Below are 17,103 nucleotides of genomic sequence, written 5' to 3'. Positions count from 1 at the left end.
GAGGTGCTTTTTTGTGTTGGTATGGCGATGTTTTGAGAAACTGGGCATCAGCCGCCTTTTCAGACGACCCGCAAGGAATGTTCAATCCTGTACGTCCTCAGGTTTCCAACCGGGTTCCGGTTTCCAGTCGGGCGAGAGCGGTGCGCCTGCGGGCTGTTTGTAGCGGTTGTACATAAACAGATATTGGGTCGGGAAGCGGCGTATCCAGTATTCGGTGTTTTCATTGATAATCTGCGCGTCGTGCTGTTTGTCGCCGTTCAGTTCGCCGCGCATAGGCTCGATGTGCAGCACAAATCCTTTGCCCTTCGGCAAACGCTCGCCGCAGAAAAACAGCGCCTTCACGCCCTTGACTTGCGCCAGTTTGCCCACCAGCGTCATGGTGTAGGCGTATTTCCCGAAAAACGGCACCCAGACGCCGTCGCCGCCTTCTTCGGGAGAGGGGGCGTGGTCGGGCAAGACAATCGTGGCTTCACCGGAACGCAAAGCCTTAATGACTTGTTTGACCCCTTGAATATTGGTGGGGGCGGTTTTCCCTTTGCCGCGAACGCGCCCCGCCTGCATGACGGAATCCAAGGCTTTGATTTTGGGTGGTTTGTACATGGCAGTCAGCGGGAACGGAAGCTGTTGGCTGATATAGCGTCCGGCGAGGTCGTAGCTGCCGATGTGCGGGGTAATAAACAACAGTCCTTCTCCGGTGTCCAAAGCCGATTGGACATGTTCCCAACCATGCACTTCTTTAAACAGCGTTTCAATGCTTTCAGGTCGTCTGAAAAAGGCTACGGGCAATTCCAGCCCGCCTTTCGCCGTTTCACGGAAAACGGCTTTGACCGACGAAGGCTCGGGATTCAATCCGGCAAGCCGCATATTGTCGAACACACGCTGCCGGTCGCTTTTGAGCAGATAATAGCCCAAGCCGCCCGCCGCATTCCCCAGCGCGTGTAGAAGCGGCAAAGGCAGCGCCGCAAAGCATTTAAACAAAAAAGTGAGCAGGATTTGCATAATAGATTGATGAGATGGAACGGGGGGATTGTAAATGAAAACGGCAGGTCTGGATATTGAGTTTCATCTGGATGTAACGGATTGCCACAATGTTTAAAATATCGGATGCGTTCATTCGGTTCGCCAAACGGCATAACGTAAAAAGGTCGTCTGAAAACGGTTTCCATTTTTTGAAACGGTATTTTCAGACGACCTTTGCGTTTGGCTAAACGGATAGCGTGTTACGCCAGACCGTTTTGTTGCGCGTCTTGCAGGCGGGCTTCGAAGTTGCTTAGATTGACGCCTGCTTGTTGTGCCGCAGCGACGACTTCGGCGACGCTTGCACCGTTTTGCACCTGATGATAGCCCCAGAGCAGGGAGCAGCGGGTGCCGGTGCGGCAGTAGGCGAGAACGGGTTGGGAAACGCTTTTGAGCAGGTTTTGGAAGGCGGCGACATCGGCGGCGTTGATGGCGGGCGCGACGACGGGCTGATGATGGTGCTCGCGGATGCCCGCGGCTTCAAGCCAGCTTTCGATTTGTTTGAACGTAACTTGGTTTTCTTCTTCGCCGTCGGGACGGTTGCAGATGACGGTTTGGATGCCGAGTTTGGCGGCTTCTTGTACGTCTGCTTCGGTCAGTTGCGGGGCGATGTAGAGGTTGTCGGCAAGTTTTTGGATAGACATGGGTTTTCCTTTTCTACGTTTGATGATGGATTGATTTTAGTCTTCTTGAGGGGCCAACAGGGCTTGTTCCAATCGTTTTTTATTGGCTTCAGGCTGTTTTTGTATGTATTGGCGGACAATGCTGTCAATCGCTGTATCTTGTTCCATATTGGATCGGGTTGACCAAATGGCAGAGGCAAGTGTGAGGTCTACATGGTTGGGGCGTTGGGCGGCAGCCGTTTGGGCTTTGATGATGTAGTCGACGATACGCTCGACTGCTTTCGGGTTGCCGGTGGCAAAATAAGTTACCCAATGAAAATCCAGTGATGCAGGGGAAATGATGGGTTCTTGAAGCGGATGGAAGCTTTTGTTTTTTTTGAGGTTGTTTTTAAGCTCGGTATCTAATGTCAGGCTGTTAAGGCAGGTTTTGGCTTGATTCGTTCCGGTCAGGGTAAGGGTGTAGGCGGCAAAGGTTAGGGCGTCGCCTTGGTAGGTTCGGATGTTGTCACACCAAATGGTGCTGCCTTGGGGGTATTTTTGTAGCGCTTGCGTCCCCCATGCAAGGGTGGTTTCGCGCATGAGATCGGCTTTGACAAGCTGGTCCATCAAAGAAGCAGCGCGTTCGGCAGAGGGATTTTTGTAGAAGACGGCGATATCCTTTCCTAGTTTATCTGCCGAATCTGATTTGGGGGCGGCTGCGGCGTGCAAACTGAGTAACAGGGCGGTCATGCTGACAAGAATTTTTTTCATGGTTGTTTCTTTCAGAGTTGATGTTTCAGACGACCTCGATCCGGCACTTGAGGTCGTCTGAAAATCAGGTTCGGTCATTATAAAGCCAGTTTTCAAATAATTCGCGGTCGGTAATGTAGAGGACGGCGGTGTCGGCTTCGGTGGCTTGGACGGTGATGTCGGCGACGTACAGGATGCCGGTGCGGAAGTAGTGGAGGCGGGCGGTGGCGCCGATGGGGAGTTGCGCCCACTGTGCGGCAAGGTCGGTACAGGCGTAGCCGTCGACGGCGATGATTTTGTCCTGCGGGCAGAGGGCGGCGTTTTCTGCGCTGCCGCCGTTGAAGACGTGGGTCAGGGTGGCGTGGTCGCTGTTTTGTTTGAACCTTGCGCCGAAGTCGGACGCGGGAGCGGGCGTTTCGGTTGGCGGTTCGGACAGGAATGCGCCGCCGTGGCTGCGCGGCTGTGCCTGCCATTGCAGTCCGATGCCTATGGTGGCGAGGAGTTCGGCAAGGGGCAGGTCGGCGGTGGAGTAGAGGGTCGTCTGAAAAAAGTCTTCGAGGTCTAGGCCGGTAAACGCTTGGCAACGGGCTTGCCACTGTTTTTCGGGGATGCCTTGCTGGGTGTCCAGCCAATCGCGGTAGTGTTGCTGCATGACGCTGTCGAGGGTGTGTCGTCCGCTGCTTTTGCTGCGGATGGCGAGGTCGAGGCAGAGGGCGGCGAGTGCGCCTTTTTGGTAGTAGCTGACGATGGCGTTGGGGCTGTTTTCGTCTTGTTTGTAGAATTTGTTCCAAGCGGTGAAGCTGGATTCGGCAAGGCTTTGTTTCAGACGACCTTTGGTTTGCTGCACGCGGGTGATGCTTTGGGCGAGCAGGCGCAGGTAGGCTTCGGGGGCGATGGTGCGGCTTCGGGCGAGGAAGAGGTCATCGTAGTATGAGGTGATGCCTTCAAATGCCCAGAGCTGCTCGGTGTAGTTTTCACGGTCGAGGTCGTAGGGGGCGAAGGCGGCGGGTTTGATGGATTTGACGTTCCAGGCGTGGAAGTATTCGTGTGAGAACAGTCCGAGCAGTTGGGTGTAGGCGTCGTTGGCGTCGGTCATGCCGTGCGGCGGCAGGCTGTGGCGGTCGGCGAGCAGGGCGGTGCTGCTGATGTGTTCAAGCCCGCCGTAGATGTTGTCGCCGACGTGGAGCAGGAAGAGGTAATGCGTGAACGGGGCAGGGGAGGGGAACATGGCCAGTTCGGTTTCGCAGATTGTGCGGATGTCTGACACGAGGCGGTCGCGGTCGAAATCGGGGTAGTGGCCGCTCAAGGCGATACGGTGAGGGATGCCGCCGGCTTCGAAATCGAGAAATTCAATGTTGCCCAGTTCGACAGGGTGGTCGATTAAGTCGTGGTAGGAGGTCGTCTGAAAGCTGTGGATGCTGGTTTGGGGCAGGGTGGTGGCAATCCGCCATGTTTTCGGCAGGATGGGGAATTCGATTTGGTGCGCGCTGTTTTCTTGCCCGTTTACCTGTAAAAACAGACACGCGCCGTCAAAGAACCCGCGTTCGGCAGTCAGAAACGAGCCGCGGACGGACAGGTCGTAGGCGTAAACGGTGTAGTAAATTTCCCACTCGCCGGACTGCGGGGCAGTGCGCCACCGGTTTTTTTTGACTTGGGTCAGATGGGCATATTCTCCGTTGCAAAAAGCGCGGATGGTGGTGATGTGGCGGGAAAAATCGCGTATCAGATAGCTGCCGGGAACCCAGTTCGGCAGGTTGATTTCTGTTTCCAAATCATGTTCTTGTCGGAAGGTTAGGCGGATGTGCCACTCGTGGGCGAGCGGGTTGGGGGTGATTTTGTAATTAATCATGACTATTAATGCATTTGTTAAATTTTATGAATAAAAAGGTCGAATTATGCGGTTTGATTTATATCGATAAAGTCCCCTTCAAAAGGGAGGCTTGAAAAAATAAAGTGGCGTTGTAGGGGAGGTTGTTAAATAATAATATGATTATAAAGTAAAAAATATAAAAAATCGATAAAGCCGCTAGATGGAGTGAAATGTAATTCCGCTTGGCTAGGCTTGTCTTATATGTTAAATTTAGAAAAATTTAAACCTAGCCCTTATTGCGTTTGTTCAAAACGCATACGGCAAAGTGAGATAAAAAATTTTTATTCCCATAATTCATGGAGACTCTCATGGACACACAAACTTATAACTACAAAGTGGTGCGCCAGTTCGCCATCATGACCGTAGTTTGGGGTATTGTGGGCATGTTGGTCGGTGTCATCGTTGCCGCCCAATTGTTCGCCCCGGCCCTTGATTTATCAGATGTCGGCCCTTGGTTCCACTTCGGCCGCCTGCGTCCGTTGCACACCAATGCGGTGATTTTTGCATTCGGCGGTTGCGGTCTGATGGGTACATCATACTACGTTGTTCAACGTACCTGTAATGCACGCCTGTTCGGCGGTTGGCTGCCGGCATTTACCTTCTGGGGTTGGCAGGCAGTTATCGTTGCGGCAATCGTCAGCCTGCCTTTGGGTTATACCCAAGCTAAAGAGTATGCCGAATTGGAATGGCCTATCGACATCCTGATCGCTTTGGTTTGGATTGCTTACGCCATCGTATTCTTCGGTACGATTGCCAAACGTAAAATCAAACATATCTACGTTGCCAACTGGTTCTACGGCGGTTTCATTTTGGCCGTTGCTCTGTTGCACATCGTCAATAACCTGAGCATTCCTGCGGGCTTCATGAAATCCTATCCGGTTTATGCGGGTGCAATCGATGCTATGGTTCAATGGTGGTATGGCCACAATGCCGTAGGTTTCTTCCTGACCGCAGGTTTCTTGGGCATGATGTACTACTTCGTGCCGAAACAGGCAGGGCGTCCGGTTTACTCTTACCGCCTGTCCGTCGTCCACTTCTGGGCTTTGATTTTCACCTATATGTGGGCAGGTTCCCACCACTTGCACTATACCGCGCTGCCTGACTGGACTCAGTCCTTGGGTATGGTGTTGTCCCTGATTCTGTTCGCACCTTCTTGGGGCGGTATGATCAACGGTATCATGACCTTGTCCGGCGCATGGGACAAACTGCGTACCGACCCTATCTTGAAATTCTTGATCGTTTCTCTGTCCTTCTACGGTATGTCCACCTTCGAAGGTCCGATGATGTCTATCAAATCCGTCAACGCTTTGAGCCACTACACTGACTGGACCGTTGCACACGTTCATGCCGGCGCATTGGGCTGGGTGGGCTTCGTGACCATTGGTTCCGTGTACTACATGATTCCCCGCCTGTTCGGTAAAAATGAAATGTACAGCACCAAATTGGTGGAAGCGCATTTCTGGATTGCGACCATCGGCGTGGTTCTGTATATCGCCTCCATGTGGATTGCAGGGGTATTGCAAGGTATGATGTGGGGTTCTCTGAATGCGGACGGTACTTTGACCTACTCGTTTGTAGAGTCAGTTAAACGCACCATGCCTTTCTACATGATTCGTTTCACCGGCGGCCTGCTGTACCTGAGCGGTATGTGTATCATGGCATACAACGTTTACCGTACGGCCATCAGTGGCAAAGCGGTTGATGCCGAGATTCCCGCGGTGTCTCAAACCCAGCACCACTAAAAACATAAGAAAAGGCTACCAAAATGAAATTACAACAATTAGCTGAAGAAAAAGTCGGCGTCCTGATTGTATTTACCCTGCTTGTAGTCAGCGTAGGCCTGTTGATTGAAGCCGTGCCGCTGTTCTTTACTAAAGCTGTTACCAAGCCTATTGAAGGTGTGAAACCTTATAACGCTTTGCAAGTGGCTGGTCGCGATATCTATATCCGAGAGGGTTGTTACAACTGTCACTCTCAAATGATCCGTCCGTTCCGTGCGGAAACCGAACGTTACGGCCACTACTCCGTTGCCGGCGAGTCTGTTTATGACCATCCGTTCCAATGGGGTTCCAAACGTACCGGTCCGGACTTGGCACGTGTCGGCGGCCGCTATTCCGACGAATGGCACCGCATCCACCTGCTGAATCCGCGCGACGTTGTGCCGGAGTCCAATATGCCCGCTTTCCCATGGCTTGCCCGCAACAAAGTCGATGCCGAAGCAACCGTGGCGCATATGAAAGCCCTGCGTAAAGTCGGTACGCCTTACAGCGACGAAGAAATTGCCAAAGCGCCTGAAGCCTTGGAAAACAAATCGGAGCTGGATGCGGTGATTGCATACCTGCAAGGCTTAGGCTTGGCATTGAAAAACGTAAGGTAACATCATGGACGTAAACTGGGCCCGCTCGCTCTTTACTGTTTGGGTTTTTATCAGCTTTATCTTAGTGCTTTATATCGTTTTCAATCGACGAAATAAAAAGAACTATGATGACGCCGCCAACAGTATTTTCGAAAATGATGAGGATAAAGAGTCGTCTGAAAAAGACGGGCGATAACAGTTTAGTCCGTGATCACGGAGCAAAATAATGAACACAGCACCCCAATTTACCAGTAATTTCTGGAATATATACATTGCAGTCATCGTCGTGCTCAGCTTTATCGGCTTGGCATGGTTGCTGCTTTCCCAAAACGTTGTGAAGCGTCCTAAAAAGGGCGAAGAAGTCAAAACGACAGGCCATCAATGGGACGGTATCGAAGAATACAACAACCCGTTGCCACGCTGGTGGTTTTGGCTGTATGTCTTTGTCTGGCTGTTCGGTATCGGCTATCTGGTCATGTACCCGGGTTTGGGCGATTATGAAGGCCAGTGGAAATGGAGCAGCCATGGACAATATGATCAAGAAATGGCTAAAGCAGATCAGAAGTACGGCAAAGTTTATGCCAAGTTTGCCAATATGCCGATTGAGCAAGTGGCAAAAAATCCTGAAGCACGCGCCATCGGTCAAAACCTCTTCAATACCTACTGTATCCAATGTCACGGTTCTGATGCCAAAGGTTCCAAAGGCTTCCCGAATTTGACCGACAACGATTGGTTGTGGGGCGGCGAACCTGAGAAAATCCATGAGACCATTGAAAAAGGCCGTACGGCGACGATGGCGGCATGGGGTCCTGCGTTGGGTGAAGAGCGGGTAAAAGATGTGGCAAACTATGTCATGTCCTTATCCAAATCCAAAGACCAATACGATGAAGAACGTGCCGCACGCGGTAAAGTATTGTTCAGTGGTCCACCGGCAAACTGCTTTACCTGTCACGGCGACAAAGGTCAAGGTATCCAAGGACTGGGTCCGAACCTGACCGACAACGTATGGCTGTGGGGCGGTACTCAAAAATCGATTATCGAAACCATCACCAACGGCCGACACAGTCAAATGCCGGCTTGGGGTCGTTTCTTGGATAAAGACAAACTCCACATTATGACTGCGTATGTATGGGGTCTGTCCAACAAAGACGGCAAAGCGCCCGTGAAAAAAGCCGAACCTGCTCCCGCACCGGCACCTGCTTCTGCTGCCGCATCATCCGCTGACGCTTCATCTGCGTCCGCACCTGCACAAGCTGAAAAAGCAGCTTCAGCAGCTGATGCAAAAGCGGCCGCTCCTGCCGAAGCCAAGCCGGTGGAAAAAGTAGATGCTTCTTCTGCCAAAGTGGACGGTAAAGCCGTTTTTGAAGCCAACTGTAAAATGTGTCACGGTGGTACCATCCCCGGTGCTCCAGGCATAGGCAAGAAAGACGAGTGGGCCCCGCGCATCAAGCAAGGTAAAGATACCCTGCACAAACACGCGCTCGAAGGCTTTAACTCCATGCCTGCCAAAGGCGGTAACACAAGCCTGAGTGATGACGAAGTCAAAGCAGCGGTTGACTATATGGCCAACCAATCCGGCGCTAAATTCTAAACTGTAGAAATTATAGTGGATTAAATTTAAATCAGGACAAGGCGACGAAGCCGCAGACAGTACAGATAGTACGGCAAGGCGAGGTAACTCCGTCCTGGTTTAAAGTTAATCCACTATAAAACGCACCTTTCATAAGGTGCGTTTTTTTATGGGGTCGTCTGAAGTTGCTTTTGAAGTTGCTTTCAGACGACCTGAAGTTCATCCCGTACTTTCATTAGCGCGAAACCAAGCAGGTTCAAACCCCGCCATTGCAATGGATTTTGGGCGCGTGGATCATCTTGGGCAAGTCCGATTCCCCAGATTGCGTCAACCGGGCTGGCTTCTACTAAGATACGGCTGCCGGTGCCAAGCAAAAAGCGTTTCAAATCGGGGTGTTGGATGAATTTGGCACGGTTGCCTTCGCAAACGATATCGAAGCGGCGGGCATTCCAAATGTCGTCTTTGAATCCAAGGACTTGTCTCCCCAAGTACTTGGCTTGTTTGGGGTGGGCAGAAGCGATGATTTGGCGGCGGATATCGTCTGCGCCGAACAGCCTCGCCTTTTCTGCCATCATATAGTGTTCGGCAGTCGCATAGCGGATGCCGTCGATTCCAAAGGGCGCAGGATACCATTGGCTGAAGACGGCTTTATCTATCTCATTTTTATAGTGGATTAACTTTAAACCAGTACGGCATTGCCTCGCCTTGCCGTACTATCTGTACTGTCTGCGGCTTCGTCGCCTTGTCCTGATTTAAATTTAATCCACTATATGTTTTGGCGTGTGTCCCCAGAAGTATAGATATTTCAGTTTTTCTTTGCGCTGGTAGGCGGTCTTCAGGTCGGCAAGAGTGTAGGGGCAGTCATGGTGTTTCTTTCTTATTGTGCATTAAATTCAAACGGATAGGGCGTTACCGGATTTAAGATTTATGATGCGCAGAGGTGTGGTAGATTGACTGTGAATTAGGGCAAGACGAAACCTCAGACGGGATGAATGAGAAATACCGTGCCGATCTGTAGTTAATCCACTGTATTTCGGAAGATATGTAGTGGATTAAATTTAGATCAGGACAAGGCGACGAAGCTGCAGACAGTACAGATAGTATGGCAAGGCGAGGCAACGCCGTACTGGTTTAAAGTTAATCCACTATAGATGGGAATATATTCGCTATCATACTGTTGACGGTAGAAAAAAGGTCGTCTGAAATAAGTTTTCAGACGACCTCTGTTATTTAAGGCTTATTTCCAAACCAAGAGCGCGTGGTTGCGTTTGCCGCGCCGTACGATGGTGTATTTGCCGAAGCGTTTGTGCGCGTCGGTCAGCAGATAGGCATCGTCGGGGCGTTCGGCGGCGTGGTTCGGGTTGTTCGATTCGGCGGCTTGTCCGTTGAGCAATACCGCTTTGCTGTTCACAAAACCGCGCGCTTCTTTGTTGGACGAGGCCAAGCCGGTTTTGACCAAGGCTTCGACGACGTTGAGGTCGTCTGAAACTTCAAATGCGGGCAGGCCGTCGAGTGCGAGCTGTTCGAAGTCGCTTTCCGTCAGGCTGCTTTGGTCTTCGGCAAACAGGCTTTCGGAAATGCGCTGCGCGGCTTGCAGGGCGGCTTCGCCGTGAATCAGGCGGGTCATTTCTTCGGCAAGGATGCGTTGCGCTTCGGGTTTGGTGCCGCTGGCTTTGTCTTTCGCTTCGATGGCGTCGATTTCTTCGATAGACAGGAAGGTGAAGTATTTCAAGAATTTATACACATCGGCATCGGCAACTTTCAGCCAGAACTGGTAAAACTGATACGGCGAGGTTTTCTTCGCGTTCAGCCATACCGCGCCGCCTTCGGTTTTACCGAATTTGGTGCCGTCGGATTTGGTAACCAGCGGCAGGGTTAGGCCGAATACTTGTTTTTGGTTCAGACGACGTGTCAGGTCGATACCGGCGGTGATGTTGCCCCATTGGTCGGAGCCGCCGATTTCCAAAACCGCACCGTGACGCTTGTTCAATTCGGCAAAGTCGTAGCCTTGCAGCAAGGAATAGGCGAACTCGGTGAAGGAAATGCCCACATCGTCGCGTTCGATACGCTGTTTGACGGATTCCTTGTTCAACATGGCGTTGACGGAAAAATGCTTGCCGATGTCGCGTAGGAAGTCGAGGCAGTTCATGCTGCCGAACCAGTCGGCATTGTTCGCCATAATGGCGGCGTTTTCGCCTTCAAAGCTCAAAAACGGTTTCAGTTGGTTGCGGATGCTTTCTACCCAGCCGGCAACGGTTTCGGCGGAATTCAAGCTGCGCTCCACCGCTTTGAAGCTGGGGTCGCCGATCATACCGGTCGCGCCGCCCACCAAAGCAATCGGCGTATGTCCTGCCTGTTGGAAACGGCGCAATGCCAATACGGGCAGCAAATGGCCGATATGCAGGCTGTCGGCGGTCGGGTCGAAACCGCAGTAGAGGGAGATTTTTTGTTCGTTCAACAAAGCGTCTAAGGCTTCGATGTCGGTAGTTTGCGCGATTAAGCCGCGCGATTGTAGGTCTTGGATGACTGATTTCATTGAAACTTCCGTTGATTAAAATAGGCTAGATATTGATTTAGCAATTTCATGAATTTAATTATTTCTAAATTTTTGATCTTTTGAACATTATTTATACGGTCAAGTTATGTTTTTTGTATAATTTAGCTACAGTCCATTTGTGAAAAATTGTTTCTATGTAATGAAGCTCAGTTAATGCTTGGAATCTTAAAAATCTTATTTTTATTTTATCGGCTATTTCAGCAGCTTCTTCTAAATGTTTTGGATAGTTAGCGGGAAAATACTCTCCTGGTGGATAAAAACTTTTAGCTTTCTTATTAAAATACCACGCTGATTTTCCATTATCGTCATTGCCGCTAGGCTTCCATTCCGGAACTTGTATGTATTTTCTTAGGTTGCTATATTCATTCATAATTTCTTTTAGTTCAATATTGAAATAGTATGAAATATGACTGGAAAAACGTGTGCATTGTTTTTTCTCGCTAATATCATTACTTAAAATATCTATATCTACAAAAAATTCACTAGAAACACAACGGTGTAAATAAATACTTGAATCTAAGTATAAAAGCCTATCTTCTCCGATTCGTTCAATTATTTTTCTAGCATTTTGAATATCTTGTTGGAGTTTGCTTTCAAATACTGGGCGAAGAACCGCAAATAATCCTGCTGATGAACCAATAAAATAAAATATATTTTTTATAATATCTATATAGTTGATATTAGACATTTTCCTAAGCTTTGAAGAAAGGTAGGCCAATAAAAGCCTAGCCTACCAAATTTGATTTGCATTCTTTATGTTTTCAGACGACCTTACTTACACATTAAACAAAAAGTGCATCACATCCCCGTCCTGTACGACATATTCCTTGCCTTCCACGCGCATTTTGCCGGCTTCTTTGGCTTTGGCTTCGCCGCCGAGCGAGACAAAGTCGTCGTAGGAAATGACTTGGGCGCGGATGAAGCCGCGTTCGAAGTCGGTGTGGATGACGCCGGCAGCTTGCGGGGCGGTGTCGCCTTTGTGGATGGTCCAGGCGCGGACTTCTTTGACGCCGGCGGTGAAGTAGGTTTGCAGGCCCAAGAGGTCGTAGCCCGCGCGGATCAGGCGGTTCAGACCGGGTTCTTCCAAGCCCATTTCGGCGAGGAATTCGGCTTTTTCGTCGTCTTCCAATTCGGCGATTTCGCTCTCCATCGCGGCGCAAACGGCAACGACGGGGGCGTTTTCTTTTTCAGCCAATTCTTTCAGGCGGTCGAGGTGCGGATTGTTTTCAAAACCGTCTTCGGCAACGTTGCCGACGTACATGGCAGGCTTGGCGGTCAGCAGGAACAGCGGCTTGAGCATGGCGAGTTCTTCCGCGTCTAAGCCGAAAGAGCGGACGGGTTTGCCTTCGTCCAGATGCGGCAGCAGTTTTTTGCACAGTTCGACCAGTTTTTGCGCGTCTTTGTCGCCTGAGCGGGCGCGTTTCTCTTCGCGGACGATGGCTTTTTCGACGCTGGCGAGATCGGCAAGTGCTAGTTCGGTGCCGATGGTTTCGATGTCGGCAATCGGATCGACTTTGCCGGAAACGTGGACGATGTTGTCGTCGTCAAAGCAGCGCACGACGTTGACGATGGCGTCGGTTTCGCGGATGTTGGCGAGGAACTGGTTGCCCAAGCCTTCGCCTTTGCTCGCGCCTGCAACCAAACCGGCAATATCGACGAATTCGACGATGGCGGGCTGCATTTTTTGCGGATTGACGATTTTCGCCAGTTCCGCCATGCGCGGGTCGGGCACTTCGACGATGCCGACGTTGGGTTCGATGGTGCAGAAGGGATAGTTCGCCGCTTCGATGCCCGATTGGGTCAGCGCGTTAAAGAGGGTGGATTTGCCGACGTTGGGCAGGCCGACGATGCCGCATTTCAAGCTCATGGTTTTTCCTGAAAAGATAAAAGTTTAACGGCGGATTATAGCATATCGGGGAATGACTCAAAAACTGTAAAGGTCGTCTGAAAAGCGCGTTTTCCATGCGATGGGAACGGTTGGCGTTTTCAGACGACCTCGACGAAGATGGGACAAGGTAGCGTGGGCGTTGCCTGCGAGAAATATATCGGTCTATTCTGTTTTCGGGCGATGGATAAAATATCCTGATTTTCGTGGGTAAAGCCTACGCTACGGTTGTGGCGGGTGTTTTATTTTAATCCATAATCAAAGGTCGTCTGAAAACGGTCATATCGGTTTTGTCTAGCCGCAACTCGTGTTTTCAGACGACCTCGATAATAGCTGGAAAAGTAGCGTAGGCTTTGCCCACGAGAAATATGTTGGTCTATTCTGTTTTGGGTGATGGGCAAAATATTCCGATTTTCGCGAGCGAAGCTCACGTTACGACGGTTGTGGCGGGTGTTTTATTTAAATCCATAATAAAAAGGTCGTCTGAAAACAAAGGTAGCGGGTTTTTCTAAAATCACCATTGCGTTTTCAGACGACCTTTTGTGTATATAGATTTTTAATCAAACAGCAAAATCAGAAACAAAATAACTGCAATCACGCCCAGCCACATGCTTTGCCGTTGCTGTACTTTGACCAAATGGATATAGGCATCGCGCATTTCCTGCTGGCGGTTTTCGTCAACCAGCGCGCTGATTTTGCGCGGCAGGGAAGGGATGATTTGCGCCCAGTCGGGGGCTTCGTTTTTGAGGTTGCGCCAAAGGGCTTTGGGGCCGACCTGTTCGTTCATCCATTTTACCAAAAACGGTTTGGCGGTTTTCCACAAGTCCAAATCGGGATCAAGCTGTCGTCCCAAGCCTTCGATGTTGAGCAGCGTTTTTTGCAGCAGCACAAGCTGCGGCTGGATTTCGACATTGAAGCGGCGACTGACTTCAAACAGGCGCATCAGCACCAAGCCGAAGGAAATTTGCGAAATCGGTTTGTTGAACACTGGCTCGCACACGGCGCGGACGGCGGCTTCCAATTCTTCCGCGCGCGTGTCGGCAGGCACCCAGCCCGATTCGATGTGGGCGGTGGCGACGCGGTGGTAGTCGCGGTTGAAAAAGGCGAGGAAGTTGATGGCGAGATAGCGCTTGTCGTAGTCGGTCAGCGTGCCGACGATGCCGAAATCGAGGGCGATGTAGCGGTTGTCGGCGGCGACCAGAATGTTGCCGGGGTGCATATCGGCATGGAAAAAGCCGTCGCGGAAGACTTGCGTGAAGAAGATTTCCACGCCGTAATCGGCGAGTTTGTGCAAATCGATGCCGTCGGCTTTGAGTTTGGCGATTTCCGATACGGGCGTGCCGTCCATCCATTCGATGGTCAGCACGTCGCTGGTGCAGTAGTCGTAAAATACTTTAGGCACAATCAGCATATTGCTGTTTTGGAAGTTGCGTCCGAGTTGGCTGGCATTGGCGGCTTCGCGCATCAAGTCCAACTCGTCATGCAGATATTTGTCAAATTCCGCCACTACTTCGCGCGGTTTCAAACGCTTGCCGTCGGCAAACAGACGCTCGACCCAAGCCGCGCCGAAGCGCATCAGCGACAAATCTTGTTCAATCACGGGCAGAAGGTTGGGGCGCAAGACTTTGACCGCCACTTGTTCGCCCGAATGCAGGCAGGCTTTGTGTACTTGGGCGATGGAGGCGCTGGCGACGGGCTCGGTTTCAAATTCTGCGTACAGCGTTTCGATGGATTGCCCCAGCGATTTTTCGATTTGCGAGCGTGAAAGCTGCGCATCAAACGGCGGGACTTTGTCTTGCAGCTTTGCCAATTCGACCGCGTAATCATGCGGAATCAAATCGGGGCGCGTGGACAGAACCTGTCCGAATTTGATGAAAATCGGCCCTAAGCTTTCCAATGCCAAACGCAGGCGCACGGCCGGCGGTTCGTTTTCAAATTCAGACGACTGCGGCAGCATTTTCAACAGCGTTCGCGCCCAGCCCGGACGGACAAGCGCGGCAAACAGCTCGGCGAGATGGTAGAGGTAAAGCGTGCGGAGGATGGTTTTGATGCGTTTGAGCCGTTTCATGATTAAGCGCGGAAAATGCTGAAAGTCGAAATTATATAGTAAATAGGCTGTGCCCACACGGAATGGTATGGTGCTGAGACAAGGATGTGGGCGGGAATTGGCTTCGTGCGTGGGCGGATGGCGTTAGATTCATAGAATCAAAAAGGTCGTCTGAAAACGTTGGACAAAGCTGCTTGTCCGTTTTCAGACGACCTTTGTTTATGGCTCGATATTATTCGCCCAAGAGTGCAATATCCGCTACCGCGTTCATCTGCTCTGCCAAGCGGTTCAGCAGGTTCAGGCGGTTTTGTTTCACTGCGGGATCTTCAGCCATTACCATCACGCCATCGAAGAAGGCATCGACTTGCGGTTTGACGGAAGCCAGTTCGGACAAGGCGGTCTGGAAATTGCCTTCGGCAACGGCGGCGGCAATTTTCGGTTGCAAGCCTTGTGCGGCGGCATACAGGGCTTTTTCTTCATCTTGTTGCTGCAGGCTTTCATCGACTTCGCCCAGAGCAGCATCGGCTTTTTTCAACAGGTTTTGCACGCGTTTGTTGGCGGCGGCGAGCGCGGCGGCTTCAGGCAGTTGTTTGAACGTGGCAACGGCTTGCAGTTTGGCGGTCAAATCGTCCAAACGGCGCGGCTGTTTGGCGAGTACGGCGGCAACGATGTCTTGCGGATAGTCGTTTTGTAGCAATACGGCAAGGCGCGCCTGCATGAAGTCGGCAGTTTCAGACGGCGTTTTCTCGTTGAGCAAACCTTTGGGGAAGCTGTCGAAGGTCGTCTGAATCAGCTCGTTCACATCCAAACCATACTGCATCAGCATCCGCAAAATACCCAAGGCGGCGCGGCGCAGGGCGTAGGGGTCTTTGTCGCCGGTCGGAATCAGACCGATGCCCCAAATGCCGACCAAAGTTTCTAGTTTGTCGGCCAGCGCAACGGCAGTAGCGACTTTGCCGTTCGGCAGGTTGTCGCCGGCGAAACGCGGTTGGTAGTGTTGCTCGACGGCTTCGGCGATTTCTTCGGTTTCGCCGTCCAAGCGGGCGTAGTATTTGCCCATCGTGCCTTGCAGTTCGGGGAACTCGCCGACCATTTCGGTCACCAAGTCGGCTTTCGCCAAACGCGCGGCACGTTCGGCTGCGGCGGCATCCGCACCCAAAGCCTTGGCGATGTGGGCGGCGATGCTTTGCAGGCGTTCGATACGCTCGGCTTGCGAACCGATTTTGTTGTGATAAACCACGTTCTCCAGCTTGGGCAGGCGGCTTTCCAAAGTCGCTTTTTGGTCTTGCTTGTAGAAGAACTCGGCATCAGACAGGCGCGCGCGCAAAACGCGTTCGTTGCCTTGGATGATGTGCGACGGGTCTTCGGTTTGCAGGTTGGAGACCAGCAGGAAGCGGTTCATCAGCTTGCCGTTTTGGTCGAGCAGCGGGAAGTATTTTTGGTTTTGCTGCATGGTCAGAATCAGACATTCCTGCGGCACGGCGAGGAAATGCTCTTCAAAACCGGCTTCCAAAACGACAGGCCATTCGACCAGCGCGGTGACTTCGTCCAACAGCGCTTCATCGGCGGCAACGGTGGCTTTCAGACGACCTGCCTGCTCGTTCAAGGCAGTCTGAATCGCGGCTTTGCGCTCGGCAAACGAAGCGACGACTTTACCTTGTTCGCGCATTTGTGCGGCGTAGCTGTCAGCGTTTTCAATGGTGATTTCGCCGCTGGACAGGAAGCGGTGTCCTAAGGTTTGATTGCCGCTTTGCAGGCCCAAGACGCTGACGTCCACGATGTCGCCGCCGTGCAGTACAACTAGCCCGTGAACGGGGCGCACGAAGGTGAACGTGCTGCTGCCCCAACGCATCACTTTCGGAATCGGCAGTTTCTTAACGGCTTGATTGATAATGTCTTCCAAAAGTTCGCCCAACGGTTTGCCGGTTTGGACGTATTCGTAAGCGTACACATCCTGCTTGCCGTCGTGGACGATGGTCAAGTCTTCGATTTTCGCCCCCGCACCGCGTGCAAAACCTTCCAAAGCCTTGGTCGGCGCGCCGTCTTTCATGGCATTCGCCACAGCAGGACCTTTTTTCACAATTTTCTGATCGGCTTGAACGGATTTGACGTTTTTGATTTGAACGGCCAAACGGCGCGGCGAGGCGTAGGCGGTAAATTCGGCTGCGCCGTCAATCAGTTGCGCTTTTTCCAAGCCTTCGGCAACGGAAGCGGCGAAGTGGTTGCCTAAATTATTTAGGGCTTTGGGGGGGAGCTCTTCGGTAAGGAGTTCGATTAAAAGGGTTTGGGTTGTCATGTGAGACTTTCTGCTCTTTACATTTGTCGGTTTTAATTTCGTTGAAGCGGATACTTTCAGACGACCTCTGGCTGGAAACCCCGTCTTGATTTGATTTGTCTGAAAGTTTGGTGATAAAGCCATCGGATCCGCGCGCCGTTATGGCGTGCATTG

At 51.5% G+C, this 17,103-nt stretch carries 14 protein-coding genes and 1 pseudogene; 5 read left to right on the top strand and 10 right to left on the bottom strand.

The genetic code is table 11. From position 1 onward, the window contains the following. Positions 1–81: 81 nt before the first annotated feature. From AAG834_RS06010 to AAG834_RS05995, 4 genes are all read right to left on the bottom strand, one after another. Complete coding sequence (locus tag AAG834_RS06010; protein WP_003768571.1) at positions 82–999, bottom strand: lysophospholipid acyltransferase family protein; 918 nt, start codon at positions 997–999, stop codon at positions 82–84. A 221-nt stretch (positions 1,000–1,220) separates the two neighbouring features. After that, complete coding sequence (locus AAG834_RS06005) at positions 1,221–1,661, bottom strand: TIGR01244 family sulfur transferase (protein WP_003768593.1); 441 nt, start codon at positions 1,659–1,661, stop codon at positions 1,221–1,223. Between the two features lie 36 nt (positions 1,662–1,697). Further along, positions 1,698–2,390 (bottom strand): hypothetical protein, encoded by a 693-nt coding sequence (locus AAG834_RS06000; protein WP_036493049.1) that lies wholly within the window; start codon positions 2,388–2,390, stop codon positions 1,698–1,700. A 64-nt stretch (positions 2,391–2,454) separates the two neighbouring features. Then, the gene (locus AAG834_RS05995; protein ID WP_003768602.1) at positions 2,455–4,218 is read right to left on the bottom strand and encodes a M61 family metallopeptidase; all 1,764 of its coding nucleotides are present in this window, start codon (positions 4,216–4,218) and stop codon (positions 2,455–2,457) included. A 329-nt stretch (positions 4,219–4,547) separates the two neighbouring features. Here AAG834_RS05995 and ccoN point away from each other — a divergent pair, with 329 nt between their 5' ends. The 5 genes and pseudogenes from ccoN to AAG834_RS13805 form a co-directional block, all read left to right on the top strand. Further along, positions 4,548–5,981, top strand: a complete 1,434-nt coding sequence (gene ccoN / locus AAG834_RS05990; protein WP_003768548.1) for a cytochrome-c oxidase, cbb3-type subunit I — start codon at positions 4,548–4,550, stop codon at positions 5,979–5,981. 23 nt (positions 5,982–6,004) lie between these two features. Next, a complete protein-coding gene (ccoO, locus tag AAG834_RS05985; RefSeq protein WP_003757996.1) occupies positions 6,005–6,616 on the top strand; it encodes a cytochrome-c oxidase, cbb3-type subunit II in 612 nt (203 codons plus the stop codon). A 4-nt stretch (positions 6,617–6,620) separates the two neighbouring features. Then, positions 6,621–6,791, top strand: coding sequence for a cbb3-type cytochrome oxidase subunit 3 (locus tag AAG834_RS05980; protein WP_003757997.1), 171 nt, complete (start codon positions 6,621–6,623; stop codon positions 6,789–6,791). A 30-nt stretch (positions 6,792–6,821) separates the two neighbouring features. Beyond that, positions 6,822–8,186: a cytochrome-c oxidase, cbb3-type subunit III gene (gene ccoP, locus AAG834_RS05975; protein ID WP_342031572.1), complete on the top strand. Its 1,365-nt coding sequence runs from the start codon at positions 6,822–6,824 to the stop codon at positions 8,184–8,186. Beyond that, positions 8,183–8,302: pseudogene (locus AAG834_RS13805) on the top strand (IS5/IS1182 family transposase); the annotation flags it as partial. The gene ccoP and the pseudogene AAG834_RS13805, both read left to right, overlap by 4 nt. A gap of 66 nt (positions 8,303–8,368) precedes the next feature. On the opposite strand, the gene AAG834_RS05970 reads toward AAG834_RS13805, so the two are convergent. The 6 genes from AAG834_RS05970 to glyS form a co-directional block, all read right to left on the bottom strand. Then, positions 8,369–8,776 carry an NADAR family protein gene (locus AAG834_RS05970; RefSeq protein WP_342031594.1) on the bottom strand — a complete coding sequence of 136 codons (408 nt, stop codon included), beginning with the start codon at positions 8,774–8,776 and terminating at the stop codon, positions 8,369–8,371. A 626-nt stretch (positions 8,777–9,402) separates the two neighbouring features. Continuing rightward, positions 9,403–10,701: a tyrosine--tRNA ligase gene (tyrS, locus tag AAG834_RS05965; RefSeq protein WP_342031571.1), complete on the bottom strand. Its 1,299-nt coding sequence runs from the start codon at positions 10,699–10,701 to the stop codon at positions 9,403–9,405. A gap of 91 nt (positions 10,702–10,792) precedes the next feature. Further along, the gene (locus tag AAG834_RS05960; RefSeq protein ID WP_342031570.1) at positions 10,793–11,410 is read right to left on the bottom strand and encodes a hypothetical protein; all 618 of its coding nucleotides are present in this window, start codon (positions 11,408–11,410) and stop codon (positions 10,793–10,795) included. 87 nt (positions 11,411–11,497) lie between these two features. Next, on the bottom strand, positions 11,498–12,589 hold the full coding sequence (gene ychF / locus AAG834_RS05955; RefSeq protein ID WP_003777024.1) for a redox-regulated ATPase YchF: 1,092 nt from the start codon (positions 12,587–12,589) through the stop codon (positions 11,498–11,500). Positions 12,590–13,163: 574 nt separating this feature from the next. Continuing rightward, positions 13,164–14,675 carry a ubiquinone biosynthesis regulatory protein kinase UbiB gene (gene ubiB / locus AAG834_RS05950; protein ID WP_342031569.1) on the bottom strand — a complete coding sequence of 504 codons (1,512 nt, stop codon included), beginning with the start codon at positions 14,673–14,675 and terminating at the stop codon, positions 13,164–13,166. 211 nt (positions 14,676–14,886) lie between these two features. Then, positions 14,887–16,950, bottom strand: a complete 2,064-nt coding sequence (glyS, locus tag AAG834_RS05945) for a glycine--tRNA ligase subunit beta (RefSeq protein ID WP_342031568.1) — start codon at positions 16,948–16,950, stop codon at positions 14,887–14,889. Positions 16,951–17,103: the final 153 nt, after the last annotated feature.

Source organism: Neisseria sp. Marseille-Q2251, from assembly GCF_940793045.1.
Classification (GTDB): domain Bacteria; phylum Pseudomonadota; class Gammaproteobacteria; order Burkholderiales; family Neisseriaceae; genus Neisseria.
This window is presented reverse-complemented; position numbering and strand designations above follow the sequence as displayed.